Source organism: Tolypothrix sp. PCC 7712 (assembly GCF_025860405.1).
Taxonomy (GTDB): domain Bacteria; phylum Cyanobacteriota; class Cyanobacteriia; order Cyanobacteriales; family Nostocaceae; genus Aulosira; species Aulosira diplosiphon.
The window spans coordinates 2,667,601-2,682,345 of the sequence record NZ_CP063785.1; the positions used below are offsets into that span (position 1 = coordinate 2,667,601).

Annotated in this window: 9 protein-coding genes; 3 read left to right on the top strand and 6 right to left on the bottom strand. The window is 44.1% G+C overall.

Annotated elements, in window-relative coordinates; translation table 11 throughout:
- Positions 1 to 251: 251 nt before the first annotated feature.
- From katG to HGR01_RS10985, 5 genes are all read right to left on the bottom strand, one after another.
- Positions 252 to 2,447, bottom strand: a complete 2,196-nt coding sequence (katG, locus tag HGR01_RS10965) for a catalase/peroxidase HPI (protein ID WP_045872823.1) — start codon at positions 2,445 to 2,447, stop codon at positions 252 to 254.
- Positions 2,448 to 2,711: 264 nt separating this feature from the next.
- Positions 2,712 to 5,315: a chloride channel protein gene (locus HGR01_RS10970; protein WP_045872822.1), complete on the bottom strand. Its 2,604-nt coding sequence runs from the start codon at positions 5,313 to 5,315 to the stop codon at positions 2,712 to 2,714.
- A 319-nt stretch (positions 5,316 to 5,634) separates the two neighbouring features.
- On the bottom strand, positions 5,635 to 6,963 hold the full coding sequence (gene rppB, locus HGR01_RS10975; RefSeq protein WP_045872821.1) for a two-component system sensor histidine kinase RppB: 1,329 nt from the start codon (positions 6,961 to 6,963) through the stop codon (positions 5,635 to 5,637).
- 4 nt (positions 6,964 to 6,967) lie between these two features.
- Complete coding sequence (gene rppA / locus HGR01_RS10980) at positions 6,968 to 7,708, bottom strand: two-component system response regulator RppA (protein WP_045872820.1); 741 nt, start codon at positions 7,706 to 7,708, stop codon at positions 6,968 to 6,970.
- 206 nt (positions 7,709 to 7,914) lie between these two features.
- On the bottom strand, positions 7,915 to 8,094 hold the full coding sequence (locus HGR01_RS10985; protein ID WP_045872819.1) for an AI-2E family transporter: 180 nt from the start codon (positions 8,092 to 8,094) through the stop codon (positions 7,915 to 7,917).
- Positions 8,095 to 8,920: 826 nt separating this feature from the next.
- On the opposite strand from HGR01_RS10985, the gene HGR01_RS10990 reads away from it, so the two are divergent.
- On the top strand, positions 8,921 to 9,190 hold the full coding sequence (locus tag HGR01_RS10990) for a GlsB/YeaQ/YmgE family stress response membrane protein (RefSeq protein WP_045872818.1): 270 nt from the start codon (positions 8,921 to 8,923) through the stop codon (positions 9,188 to 9,190).
- Positions 9,191 to 9,796: 606 nt separating this feature from the next.
- Here HGR01_RS10990 and HGR01_RS10995 read toward each other — a convergent pair.
- Positions 9,797 to 10,747, bottom strand: coding sequence for a zinc-binding dehydrogenase (locus HGR01_RS10995; protein WP_045872817.1), 951 nt, complete (start codon positions 10,745 to 10,747; stop codon positions 9,797 to 9,799).
- Between the two features lie 463 nt (positions 10,748 to 11,210).
- Between HGR01_RS10995 and HGR01_RS11000 the strand changes: the two genes are divergently transcribed.
- Together HGR01_RS11000 and HGR01_RS11005 are read left to right on the top strand one after the other, a co-directional pair.
- Positions 11,211 to 12,044, top strand: coding sequence for a dienelactone hydrolase family protein (locus HGR01_RS11000; RefSeq protein WP_045872816.1), 834 nt, complete (start codon positions 11,211 to 11,213; stop codon positions 12,042 to 12,044).
- Between the two features lie 470 nt (positions 12,045 to 12,514).
- Positions 12,515 to 14,722, top strand: coding sequence for an NHLP family bacteriocin export ABC transporter peptidase/permease/ATPase subunit (locus HGR01_RS11005; protein ID WP_045872815.1), 2,208 nt, complete (start codon positions 12,515 to 12,517; stop codon positions 14,720 to 14,722).
- Positions 14,723 to 14,745 lie beyond the last annotated feature (23 nt).

A 14,745-nucleotide genomic window follows, 5' to 3' on the forward strand; every position in this document is an offset into this window, starting at 1 on the left:
AATTTTTACAATACTTGTCGGTTAAGGGCAAAAGGGGAAGGGGAAAAGGGCAAGAAAAAACCTTTAACCTTTACCCTTTCTCCTGCGGAGACGCTACGCGTAGCTTGCTTCCCCGCAGGGGTACACCTTTTCCCCAAACCAAATTAAGAGTTGAAAATCCTTAACCGAGCAGTATTGGCTTCCACCTCGACCATCAATCACCAAATAAGCGAAATTACGCCGAGAAATTCTCGAAGACTTCTCACTCTCGACTATTTGAGGTCATAGCGATCAAGGTTCATCACCTTGTCCCACGCCGCCACAAAGTCATGTACAAATTTTGGCTGCGAGTCCTCAGCTCCGTAGACTTCTGCGAGAGCTCGTAGCTGAGAATTTGAGCCGAAGATCAGGTCAACACGGGTACCAGTCCACTTAAGTGCCCCTGTTTTGCGATCGCTCCCCTCAAACTCATATTCATCTTCAGAAATCGCCTTCCAAGTTGTACCCAGGTCGAGCAGATTCACGAAGAAGTCATTAGTCAATGTCTCTGGACGATGGGTAAAGACACCGTGTTTCGATGCTCCATAGTTCGCGCCCAAGACACGCAAGCCGCCTACAAGAACCGTCATCTGCGGGGCTGAAAGGGAAAGCAATTGCGCCCGATCAACCAGCAACTCCTCCAGGGATTCGCTACGTTTGCCGCTGGTGTAGTTGCGGAACCCGTCCGCAGTTGGCTCCAGCACGGCGAAGGATTCGACATCCGTTTTCTCTGGCAACGCATCCGTGCGTCCCGGCTGGAAGGGAACCGTCAGGTCGTGACCAGCATTTTTCGCTGCTTGTTCGATCCCTGCACATCCGCCCAGAACGATCAAGTCAGCTAGCGAAACCTCCTTCCCGCCGGGCTGCGCGCTGTTGAACTCCTGTTGAATTGCCTCTAGGGTTTGCAGTACTGTTGCCAGTTGAGTCGGCTGGTTGACTTCCCAATCCTTCTGCGGCGCGAGACGAATACGCGCCCCGTTTGCTCCACCGCGCATATCGGAGCAGCGGAACGTTGAGGCAGATGCCCAAGCAGTCGTAACGAGTTGGGAAACAGACAGTCCCGAGGCCAGAATCTTGCCTTTGAGAGCGGCGATATCCTGCTCATCAATCAATTGATGGGTGACTGGGGGGATGGGATCTTGCCACAAAAACTCTTCTTCCGGGACTTCTGGGCCGAGATAGCGCGATCGCGGCCCCATGTCGCGATGCGTCAGCTTGAACCACGCCTTGGCAAACGCATCTGCAAACTCATCCGGGTGCTCGTAATAACGCCGCGAAATCGGCTCGTAGATGGGGTCAAGCCTCATGGCCATGTCCGCTGTAGTCATCATGGGGGCGTGCCGTTTTGCTGGATCATGTGCGTCGGGCACGGTACCTGCGCCAGCGCCATTCTTAGGTGTCCACTGATGTGCGCCAGCAGGACTTTTCACCAGTTCCCAGTCGTATTTAAATAGGGTTTCGAGGTAGCTGTTGTCCCATTGCGTCGGCGTAGGAGTCCATGCCCCTTCGATACCGCTGGTGATGGCATCAATGCCGACACCTGTGTTGAAGGTGCTTTTCCAACCGAGACCCTGCTCCACAATGGTGGCACCCCCAGGTTCATGACCTACGTGCGTCGCTTCGGCCGCACCATGACATTTGCCAAAGGTATGCCCGCCAGCAACGAGCGCCACCGTTTCTGCATCATTCATCGCCATCCGCCCAAAGGTATCGCGAATATCGCGCCCTGAGCCAACAGGATCGGGTTCGCCGTTGGGCCCTTCGGGATTCACGTAAATTAGACCCATCTGAACCGCAGCCAGGGGATTGAGGAGCACACGATCGCCACTGTAACGCTCGTCGCCGAGCCAGGTTTTCTCAGAACCCCAGTAGATATCTTCTTCTGGCTGCCAGACATCTACGCGCCCGCCCGCAAAGCCGAGCGTCTTGAAGCCCATCGACTCTAAGGCGCAGTTGCCGGCGAAGACCATGAGGTCAGCCCAGGAGATTTTCTTGCCGTATTTCTGCTTGATTGGCCAAAGTAACATCCGCGCCTTGTCGAGGTTGGCATTGTCGGGCCAACTGTTGAGTGGCTCAAACCTTTGGCTACCTGATCCCGCGCCGCCGCGACCGTCGCCAATCCGATAGGTGCCTGCGCTGTGCCAAGCCATGCGGATGAACAGCGGCCCATAATGACCGTAGTCGGCTGGCCACCAGTCTTGAGAGGTGGTCATCAGCTGATAGATATCTTGCCTGACAGCATTTAAGTCGAGACTCTGAAACTCCTGAGCGTAGTTGAACGCCTCACCCATCGGATTGGACTGGGGTGAGTGCTGGTGGAGAATGCTCAGATTCAAATAATTTGGCCACCAGTCTCGGTTCGACGGCACATGACGAGCCTGAAATTTCTGGCCTCCGCCCGTAAATGGGCATCCGCTTTCGCTGCTCATAGTATCTCCCGTCAAATTTTGTGTTGTGGATTTTTTGATGTAGTGCTGGTATAGCCAACAAATAGCACATGGGCAATTATTGGGATGATCGATGAGAAATATAATCGAAGAGAAATATAAACAACGTTATGATTTGAAACAATCGGTTATATTCATAGACTAAGCAGGGCGATCGCATCTAAGATACAAGCTTGGGTTGAGGGGGGAGAGGAAGCAGCCTCCTCTGCATACACAGCAATGGAATATTTTTTGAGTTGGAAGTCTCTAAGCTGTGGCACTGCGTACCAGAATAACTGTGCAATTACTTCTACGAGAAATATTTTCAGGAATATTGCCATTAATCACTTGCTTAAGAAGACTTTCACGACTAGCGCCCAGGATAATTACATCACTGCGGTCTTGTTGAGCACAATCAATGACAGCCTCAGGAACCGAATTAGCACAGACTGGGGTAGCAGTCACTTTACCACTAACTCTCGGCTCAAGAAAGCGAAGATATCTGTTGAGCAATGTTGTATCTGGTTGAGATTCAGTAGGTTTGAAAACCTGATATAACTTAATCGCAGGTGATGAACTCAGGGTAGTCAGCGCAGGTAATAGCTCAATTGCTTGGCTGGAGTTGGGGCCACCTGCCATTGGTAGCAACCAACGCTCAAAACTTTTATGGTCATTTAATTTCACTAACACAACATCACAAGCCGCCTGGCGAATCACAGTATCAACAACTCGGCTGAAAACTCTACCCGGAGTTGAAGTATTGCCTTTCCAACCCATGAGTACCAAATCAATATGTCGCTCTTTGACAGTCTCTAATATTGCCCCTGCAACATCATGGGCAACCCGAATCTGTGTATGCACAGGAATGCGCCAATCTTCTCCTAACTGTACAGCCTGTTGCAACAGACGATGACTTTTGACAGTTGGCACTGGTGTTTCCGAAGGAGTGCGATCGCGTGGCACGATAATTACTTGCAGACATTCGATTTCGTAATGCTTCTCTTTAGCGATCGCTGCTGCCATTTCTAGTAAGGTTTCGGCTGTCTGTGGATGGGACAATGGCACTAACAACCTGCCTTTTCTCATAGCCGGAGCGCGAGTTTGGTAAATTACATAGGAAGGTTCTAATGTCTTGGTCGGCTCAATTTTCTCTACATTACCATTGAGTCGCTCGGCTTCAACGCGGATAATATCAGTCCGTGTAATAATTCCTACAAGTTTGCGCCCTTCGGTAACAGGCAAACAGCTCAAGTTATAACGGTTGAGTAGATGTAAAACATAAGCCAGGGTAGCTGTGGGGCTGACTGTAACTGGCTCTGGTGTCATAATCCCATTGATAAGTGTATCACGAGCTAACTGCTGGGAGCCAGTATTTACCACATCTTTTTGAGTGACAATACCTACAAGTTTACCATTCTCAACTACTGGGAAATTGCGATGGTGAGAATGGGAAAATGCTTGTACTGCTTCATCAATACTCATTTTGCTAGAGAGAGTTTCCACACGGCGCTGCATGACATCTGCGGCAGTTAACTGTGCTAAAAGTCCCTCCACAATTGGTTCTTTTTTAATGTGAATGCCTTTCCATTCTAGTAGCAAATCGTAAAGCGACCTATAGTCTATTTTTTCTGCAACTAAATACGCAACTACAGACACAATCATTAACGGTAGCACCAAATTAAAATCTGTAGTCATCTCAAAGACAATGACAACTGCTGTAATTGGCACCTTAGAGACAGCACTAAAAAATGCCGCCATGCCTACGTGGGCGTAAGTTGTGGCTGCACTCATGCCCAGCAAACTCTCTTGCGTAGCGCCTACTAAGTAGCCAAGGGCAGCTCCTAAGACTAAGGTGGGAACTAGCAAACCTCCTGGCGCTCCAGAGCCGTAAGTTAAAATAATTAAGCTAAATTGAACAACAAAAGCGATCGCAGCTAATACTGAATCACCATTACCTGTAAGCAACAGATCTCGCAACCCAGCATGATTGCGAAAGGCTACAGGTAAAATAGCGATCGCAATCCCAGTAATTAACCCAACAATTCCAATTCGCCAGGGTAAACTCAAGCGTAGCAGGCGGCGGTTAACTGCCAAACTAGCAATCACACTCTTATTAAAGAGAATTCCTAGTAACCCAGCCAGAACTCCCAAAATCAAGTAGAAAGGAATTTCCTGAGCAAAGAATGTTGTATGTGTCACAGCTAAATTAATGTTCAGATCTAACCTGTGACTGCCATAAAGCCGAGAGATAACAGAAGCAATAAAAGAAGCCAAAATTGCAGTGCCAAGGGTAATACCTGAGACATCTTGGAGTAGTTCTTCCACCACAAATAACACACCTGCAATCGGCGCATTAAAAGCTGCGGCTAACCCTGCGCCAGCTCCAGCAGCGATCAGTTGACGACGATGTTCTGGGGAAGTCGGCACCCAATTACTCAGTTGATTGGCTAAAGCCGCCCCAATTTGTACAGTCGGCCCTTCCCGTCCTAAAGGCATTCCTGAACCTAGTACTAAGGTGGCACTGATCAATTTGACTAGAGCAATCCGCAAATTCAACGGCATGGGTACACGAGCTAGTACCGCCTTCACTTCCGACATCCCACTACCAGATGCTTCCGGTGCAAAGCGTTCTACTAGCCAACCAGCTAAGACTCCTCCTACTAAGCCAATAGCAGGTAGCACCAAATAGGCAGGCCAAAGGTAGGAAATATGAACTCGCCATGCCCCTGCCCAGTCTACTGCTTGCCCTAAGACAACTGCTGCCAGTCCAGAAACCAAACCAATTACGCAAGCTTCAAAGAAAGCCAAGCGTCTTGGTTGCAGCATCTGGCGGTAAAGCCTCAACCACAGAATTTTTCCCCTCACAAACATCATTTTTAGCAATCACTTTTCAAGAGTGATGGTGTTTTAGTTGTCAAAATGTTTTTTCTTCTATCAATAGCGTTTCATTAAAAAATGAAAATTAAATGAAATTTCTATATATCAAAAGAAAGATAGATATAAGTAATACCAATTTTAAAAAAGAATGCGACAGATTGTAGGGGCAAGGCACTGCTTTGCCCTCTAGAATATGATTGATGTGTCGCAAAAATTATTTGATTTGGTATCAGTTGGTAATTGCACCAAACTATATACTCTACGTAAACACGCTTGAAATTCTTACCAATTACTAATAAAAAATTACAACTAGTTATAAAGGCAGACGGACTGTAAATGTACTACCAAGTCCAGGTTGGCTTTGAAGATGAATAGTGCCTTTGTGTGCAAGCGCGATCGCCAATGCTATAGCTAAACCTAATCCCGAACCACCAGAGGTGCGAGAGCGATTGCGATCAACTCGATAGAAGCGATCAAAAATTCGCCCTTGATGTTCAACAGCAATGCCAATTCCTGTGTCTTGAACTTTGATAATCGCGTAATGCTCGCTATCTTCTAAAAAAACTGTAACTTTTCCCCCACTAGGTGTCGCTTGAATGGCATTCATAATTAAGTTAGAAATTAAACGATAAAGCTGTTCTTCATTTCCCATGACATAGATTTTTTTGGCAACTAGCATCTGCTGAGAAAGATTAACTTGAGCCTCTACAGCTAAAAATGCTAATTCCTCTATTAAGTCGCTAATTAAATCATTTAAACAGCAGGATTTATATTCTCCTATAAGTTGTTTCTGGTCTATCCTGGTCAACAGTAATAAATCTCCGACCAATTGCGACAGGCGACGATTTTGACGTTTGAGAACATCTAAAATGCTACTATTTGATTTGGGTTCTTGCTGTAACTTAATCGCAGCTTCAATAGTAGAATACATTGCAGCTAAGGGTGTACGAAACTCATGGGCAGCATCAGCAGTAAATTGTTGCATTTGTTGATAGGAATGATATACAGGTTGCATGGCTCTCCCTGCTAACCACCAACTTGATAAACCAACAAAAATCATGGAAATTGGCAACCCTAGAATTAAAGTTAATCTTAAATAATGAAGATGTTGGTCTAAGTCTGTAAGGCTGCGTGCTACCTGAAGATAACCAGAAAGCTGGTTTTGAGTATATAAAGGTAAAGTGATTTGACGGTATCTAGTACCAGAAGAATTTGTGAGAATTTGCCATTGTTTTGTCGGTGAAGTCATTGGTAAATCATTAAATGACATCCCTGCAATGGCAAACAGCTTTTCCGAACGATCCAATAAGCGTATATAGTAATTAACTTGATTAGCTGCTTCTACTATTGGTTGTTTAATAATAGTTGTTTTCGGCAAACAGTTGATTGGAGTTATACATAATTTTACTGAAAGTTCTTGAGCAAGTTGCTCTAAATGTCCAGGTTGCTGCCAAGCTGGTTCAATACTTTGATGTAATGCCTTTGCTACTGATTGCAATCCCTGATCTATGGTTTCATAGTAGGTATGGGCAACTACACTATAAACCCCTAGTCCAGATAGCCCTAAAATACCACCCATCACGAGTGTGTACCAAGCTGCTAAACGTAAACGAGTCTGGTAAAAAATGGGATTGCGTTGCATATTTTTACTCAAAGTGCAGTTTTTTTTCGGTATGAATGTTGAGGCGATAGCCTACACCATAGATAGTTTCTATTAAAGATTCGCTATCTTCTTCTCCTAATTTGCGTCTTAATAAACGAATTTGTGCAGCTACTACATTGCTACATGGTTCTGCACCAATTTCCCACAGTTGATTAATAATTTGGTCGCGACTGATAATTTGGTGAGGATGGCGCATGAAATATTCTAATAATTGGAATTCTTTGGCAGTTAAAGATAATAATTGCTTCTCCCCATTTGGATAATGTCGAGTCAGTTCATGAGTACTGTAATTAAGAGTTAGACAACCTACTTGTAAGCGTCGGGGTTGAATTTGGGGTGTAAATGTTGTGCCTACATAAGAAGCACGGCGTTGTAATGCTCTTAATCTTGCTAGCAGTTCTGCCATATCAAATGGTTTCACCAAATAGTCATCAGCACCGCTATCTAGACCAATAATTTTTTCTTCCATACGGTCTTTTGCCGTTAACATCAAAACAGGCAGAATTAATTGGCGCTTCCGCAACCATTTACACAACTCTACCCCAGAAACTCCAGGTAGCATCCAATCAAAAATCCCTAGCGTATACTCAGTCCAGCCGGTTTCCAGATATTGCCACGCCTGAGTCCCATCCAGAAACCAATCAACTACATAGGCCTCATGAGATAGGACTTCTTTGATTGCTGCGCCTAAATCTGCTTCATCCTCAACTAATATCAGCCGCATACTCAACTCATTGCTAAAAGCCTTCTTTAATTACGCTGGCATAGAAAAGTGAAATCACTATGAAATTTTGATTCTACTTTAGATAGAAACTAAAATAATTTGATATATCACAAGCTTGTGGTAAAAAATATTTGAATTGGTATTAATCTTTGTTGTTTCCCATTCTACAGTTATATGCACCCTCATTTAGAATCGGTATTAGGAAATTAGTCTCCTGCTAGGGGCAATTCTGTTTGTGGTTCCTTACGTGTAAACTCATCAATGAGCGTCACAATCACGGCTGCTGCTGGAACTGCAAGCAATACCCCAATTAAACCAAATAGCTTACCCATAACCAGAAACGTCACAATTACCATTACAGGATGTATATTAACTTGCTGTCCCATGACTAATGGTTGCACAATATGAGCGTCTATAGGAATCCGATTTGATTATTGAAAAAATCTAGGTATGTGTAGGGTGCGTTATCACCAAGTGTAACGCACCGTATTCTGGGCTTTGGTGCGTTGCGCTGTGCGACAACACAACGCCAGTTGCTATAACGGAGGGAACCTCCGCAACGCACTGGCTCCCCTACGTGTATTTCAGAAATCAAATATGAGTCCTATAGGATTCCTATATGTGTATTGACATGAATAATCATCCTTCTAAAGTCAGTTGTTTGACTTGGGATATTGAATTTGCTTGAATTAGCCAATTATGATTTTAATTTATGGTATGTATTCGCTCAATATTTGGATTTTTTCTGAAAAATAAATTATCATAAATGATTAGTATCTAAATAAATAAATCTGATTTTCTCCTACTAATAGATGCTACTTTTGATAGTAGCTAAATAAAGCTATCGTGCAGAATCAGTCTCAAAATCTGTTACTAATGATTGCAGAAACTTAATATTTTCAACCTTCTCCAAGTTGGGAACAGGAGTTTTCCCAAGAGAGCAGGAAATCGGGAACAGTCGCAGATTAGACGAATACAACCCGATGCTCAACAATTAAAAATTTCAAAGTAGATGGTATTTAGATAGATTTTCTTACTTCAGATGGTGGAAGTAGTCTTGAAAGAAATCATATTCTATACATAGCAAGAAGAACACGCTTAATGTATTGCTCACAGAAAAATAGTAATTTTTGTCTGATTACAAAAACAGGCAGAGTAAATGATTGAATGTTCAGCGTGTTTAACGAAATATGTTGTTAAGGGAGAAAAATTATGAATATTCTAGCTTGGATCGTTTTAGGATTGATTGCAGGTGCGATCGCCAAAATGATTTATCCCGGACATCAAGGGGGTAACATTTTAGGCACAATCCTCCTAGGAATCATTGGTGCGCTCATTGGTGGGAGTATATACACTTTGTTAACCACAGGAACGTTAGCCTTAACCTCAGCAGGATTGAGTATTGGCGGTATTATCGTCTCCATCATTGGTGCCATTATTGGTTTATGGCTTTACTACACTTTTACCCGCAGAGCTTACTAAATCGATAGCCTCTGTTGAGAAGTTGTCATAGATGGGCAATAAGGCAGAGAACGATTCACAAATGATTAATAAAGTAAACCTTGCGATCAACATACATTTGTGTAGGGGTTTAGCATTGCTCATAGGTGTCAACTTAAGCTAAAAGCGATATAGGGCGGGCGTTGTACAAATACCTCGCGCCCTCATCCCCTAACCCCTTCTCCCGCAGGAGAAGGGGAACTAAATCTCTTGCTCCCTTCTCCCTGTGGGAGCTACGGTGTACACAGAAGTCTTGAAATCCTACCTGGAAGGGAGTTTTAAACTCAGATAAAAATCGCTCACAACCTGTCATTGCGAGCGAAGCGAAGCAATCGCAGGGTGCTGGGATTGCTTCGTCGTTCCTCCTCTCTACGAGACGCTACGCGAACGCAATGACAATTTAAGGGGGTTGAAATCCCTGAAACGTATGCGGAGAGTACTTGTGTGTACACCTTAGCCCTGTGGGAGAGGGGCTGGGGGAGAGGGCGAAACCTTGCACAAGAGCGGGTTTCACGTTAAGTTGACACAGGTGAGTATTGCTAAACCCTCTACCCATGTAGTTTTCGTATTCAGATAATCTCTTCAAATTCAATTGGAAATGCGTAATACAGCTTTACCTAGATACTGTCTTTCAAGTAACTTTTGCGCTACCTCCGCAATTTGTGTCCAATCGGCTTCAATATTAATATGAGGACGCAATTGCCCAGCTTCTACTAAACGTAAAAGTCTTTGCAATCCCAATGCAGCAGATTCTCGTTGTAGTTCATGAAATAATATCAAACCGTACAAACTTGCGCCACCTGTGCCATAAAAACTCTGGGCATTAAATGTGACTTCTGTACCTCCAGATGTACCAAATAGCACAATTGTACCATTTGGAGCCAACCAACCAAGAGATGTTCCCAAAATGTCGCTACCAACGGACTCAAGAATTAAGTGATAGGAACCATATTCGCTCTGTGGTGGCAACTTTTCCCCAATAATTACAGCATGGGCACCAGCGCTTTTGACAAAAGATTCGTATTCTGGACGGCGAATATGTGCGACTACTTGTGCGCCGCTGATCTGTGCTAATTGAATAGCAAAGTAGCCTACACCACCCGAAGCACCTGTAATTAATACTGAGCGTTCTAAAAGTGAACCGCCTTTAAGTAGAGCGTGATAGGCGGTTAGACCTGCTACTGGTAATGTGGCAGCTTGTTCAAAAGATACTGAAGCAGGTAATTCTGCTAATGAGTGGGTGGGTACTGCTACCAATTCCCCCCAAGCACCAAAACGCAGTAAACCAACAACTCTGGTTCCCGCAGCTGGCCCTGAACCATCAGCTGCAGGAGTTTCTACGACACCAGCTAAATCCCAACCAGGCCGCCAACCAGAAGCAGCAGAGGTTGTAGAACGTCTAACTTCTCCTCGGTTGAGAGAAATTGCTGCTACTCGAATCACTGCTTCATTAGCAGCTGGGGTAGGTGCATCGACATCACGCAGTACTAAACGCCCTGATACATTGGGGTCAACAACAACGGCACGTATTTTGCTCATATTGGGGATTGGGGATTGGGGATTAGGGACTGGGGAACTCGGGGCCCCCACGACCGCAGGGAGTGGGGATTAGGGGTAATGGTTAATGGGAAAGAATTAACTTTTGTACAGACGCGATTAATCGCGTCTCTGCAATTTTTGTACAGACGCGATTAATCGCATCTCTCTGACCCTTGTCAATTCTAACGTTTGACGAGTTTAAGCAATCTCTTCTCTTTCTCTGCTTCACGGATATGGTTCTTGTATTATGTTGATTGGGTATAGCTGCTATGCCTTGCTCCACACCATCCGCAGTTAAAATTTCTATTTGGATAAATTCATGTAAAACTAATAATTAGTTTTGCTAAGTGAATTTGGCTTGTATCAAGTTCAGCAAGTAGAACTCCAAAACACTAAGCCCTGAATACCTAATTCCTACTCGCTAACACAATAAATTTAAACCCGGATAGCGCAAGGCATCAAGATGAATCAAGATATAACACGCCGCAACTTTATCGCAACTGCTACCCTGGCTACAGGCTTTGCTTTAGCAGTACAACCTGTAAATGCGAAAGTCATTACCACCGATACTAAAGGATTAGTCGCTGGTGCGGTGAAAATACCTGTACAAGATGGTGAAATTCCAGCTTATAGAGCGCAGCCAGCCAGGGGTAGCAATTTTCCGATTGTGCTGGTAATTCAAGAAATTTTTGGTGTACACGAGCATATTCAAGATGTTGCCCGTCGTTTTGCCAAGTTGGGATATTTAGCGATCGCACCCGAATTATTTATCCGTCAGGGTGATGTGTCAAAATTAAGCAACATTGATGAAATTCGCCCCATAGTAGCAAAAGTTCCCGATGCTCAGGTATTATCTGACCTTGATGCTACTGTAGCTTGGGCTGTGAAATCGGCAAAGGGAAATGCTAACAGGTTGGCAATTACGGGTTTCTGCTGGGGTGGTCGTATTACCTGGTTATATGCAGCACATAATCCTCAAGTTAAAGCAGGTGTAGCGTGGTATGGCAGATTAGTTGGTGATGCCACAGAACTGCAACCCAAGTATCCCATTGATATTGCCTCAACGCTAACAGTTCCCGTACTAGGACTTTATGGCGGTAAGGATACAGGGATTCCTTTAGATACTGTAGAAAAAATGCGCGATCGCCTCAAGTCTAGCAGCAGCAAATCGGAAATCATCGTTTATCCCAACGCACCCCATGCCTTTTATGCCGATTATCGCCCCTCCTACCAGGAAAAGGAAGCAAAAGACGGCTGGAAAAAACTCCAAGCATGGTTTAAACAGCATGGTGTCTAATTACCATTAAGGGGAAAGGGGAAAGGTTTTTGTCCCTTACCCTTTTCCCTTTTACCTTTACCCCGTTCAATTGCTCGAAATTCCATGCCATTTTGACATCTTGTCCGCCCCGGACGGGTGAGACACCCATCCCACAAAAGTTTTACTAATGCACCACTTGCTGCCGTGCCAGTCCAGTAGTTGAGAAATGGTACATTAGCCTGCGGTATAATACACCCTAAATCTTCATTTTGGGATTATCTGCGTACTCTGGGGTAGCCGTGGTGTATCTATCTCCGCAATTTAAGCAAGCTAATAGTAGTAAAACTCACATTTACCGCAAAAGTGAGGAGAGGTTGTAAGAGTATCTTGCAGCCTAGCAGTCCTGAAATTGCCACAAACTGCATAAGTTACCTCTCCCTAGAAATATTTAGTTAGGAACGAAGGTTGAGAAGCGATTCTCTCTATGGTGAAAGCTATCTATCACGCTTATGTTTGATCAAGTTCGGCAAAAGCTATCACAAATAAAACCCAAATTTCAACCCATTCGCCGCACACCTACCTTACTGCAAATGGAAGCAGTAGAATGTGGGGCGGCAGCTTTAGGGATGATTTTAGGTTACTATGGGCGCATTGTTCCCCTAGCAGAATTACGCCAAGCTTGTGGTATTTCGCGGGATGGAAGTAAGGCTTCAAATGTACTCAATGCTGCTAGGAGTTACGGCTTACAAGCTAAGGGTTTTAAGACAGATATTGCTGCACTGCAACAAATGTCCTGTCCTTATATTGTATTTTGGAATTTTAATCATTTTTTAGTTGTTGAAGGTTTTAGTAAAAATCACGTTTTCCTCAATGACCCAGCAACAGGAAGACGTAAAATTGCTTTAGATGAATTTAGCTCGTCTTTTACAGGTGTTGTTTTAGTATTTGAACGCGGCCCGGAGTTTAAAAAGGGCGGAAGTAAACCGAGTTTATTTTTAGCTTTAACTTCCCGGTTGCGTGGTTCTTATGCTTCTTTACTATATTGTGTATTAGCTGGTTTTTTCTTAGTAATTCCTGGGTTAGCCATGCCGACTTTTTCCCAGGTATTTGTAGACCAAATCTTAATTCAAGGGCGAGAAGATTGGTTACGTCCTTTAATATTTGGAATGCTATTTACAGCCTTAATTACTGGCTTATTAACCCGCTTGCAATTACAGTTGTTGCGGCGGATGAAAATTAAATTATCAATGTCAATGTCAAGTAAATTTATTTGGCATTTACTACATCTACCTGTCAGCTTTTACGATCAACGTTTCGCTGGGGAAATTAGTAGCCGGATTCAACTCAATGACCGATTAGCAAGTTTATTATCCGGTAAACTGGCAACAACAGTAATTTCAGCGGTAATGGTGTGCTTTTACGGTATTGTCATGTGGCAATACGATCGCATTTTAACTTCCATTGGCGTTGCCTTTGTTTTCGTGAATTTGGTAGCTTTGCAGTGGGTAGGGAGAATGCGGGTAGATACCAATATTCGCATGATGCAAGAATCGGGTAAAGTCAGCGGGGTAGCGATCGCAGGTTTGCAAAGTATGGAAACCTTGAAAGCTTCCGGGTTAGAGTCAGATTTTTTCACCCGTTGGGCGGGATATTACGCCAAGTCAATTAATGTGCGTCAAGAAATGGACAGCATTAATCAAGGCTTGGGAACATTACCAAGCTTTTTATCTGGTATTACCTCCATGTTATTACTCGCTGTGGGGGGATTGCGCGTCATGGATGGGGCGCTAACTATCGGGATGCTGATTGCGTTTCAATCCTTGATGCAGCAATTTATGCAACCAGTTAACCAACTAGTAACTTTAGGTGGTGAATTACAAGAACTCGAAGGTAATTTAAATCGACTAGATGATGTTTTATTTAACCCCACAGAAGTAGACAGCAAACCATCTTCTGCATCTGTGCTTCCTTATCCCAAATTGGAAGGACATTTAGAACTGCGTAACATCACCTTTGGCTACAACCGTACCGCCGCACCTTTAATTGAAAACTTTAGCTTTTCCCTCAAACCCGGACAACGTGTAGCCTTAGTTGGTGGTAGCGGTTCGGGAAAATCGACAGTAGCTAAGTTAGTATCTGGACTTTATCAACCTTGGGCGGGAGAAATTCTGTTTGATGGAGAACTGAAAAAAGATATTCCCCGTGAGGTAATCGTTAATTCTGTCGCCACAATTGAACAGGAAATTATGTTATTTGCTGGAACTGTGCGCGAGAACCTGACGTTGTGGGACACCACTATTCCTGATAGTAACCTGATGCAAGCTTGCCGTGATGCCGCAATTCATGAAATTATTTTGTCACTTCCCGGCGGTTACAATGCAGACTTATTAGAAGGCGCAATGAATTTAAGTGGTGGACAAAGACAAAGGTTAGAAATCGCCCGGGCTTTGGTGAATAATCCCTCAATTTTGGTAATGGATGAAGCTACAAGTGCATTAGATGCAGAAACCGAAAAAATTATCGACCAAAATTTGAGATTACGGGGTTGTAGTTGCATCATTGTGGCTCACCGTTTGAGTACAATTCGTGATTGCGATGAAATCATCGTTCTCAATCGCGGTAAGGTTGTGCAACGCGGTACTCATGATGAGTTGGGTGCTGTTGAAGGCCCGTATTTAGAGTTAATTAAGAGCGAAGGCGGGGTTTTGGAAAGTTAAATTTTACAATGCCAAAAACTCTC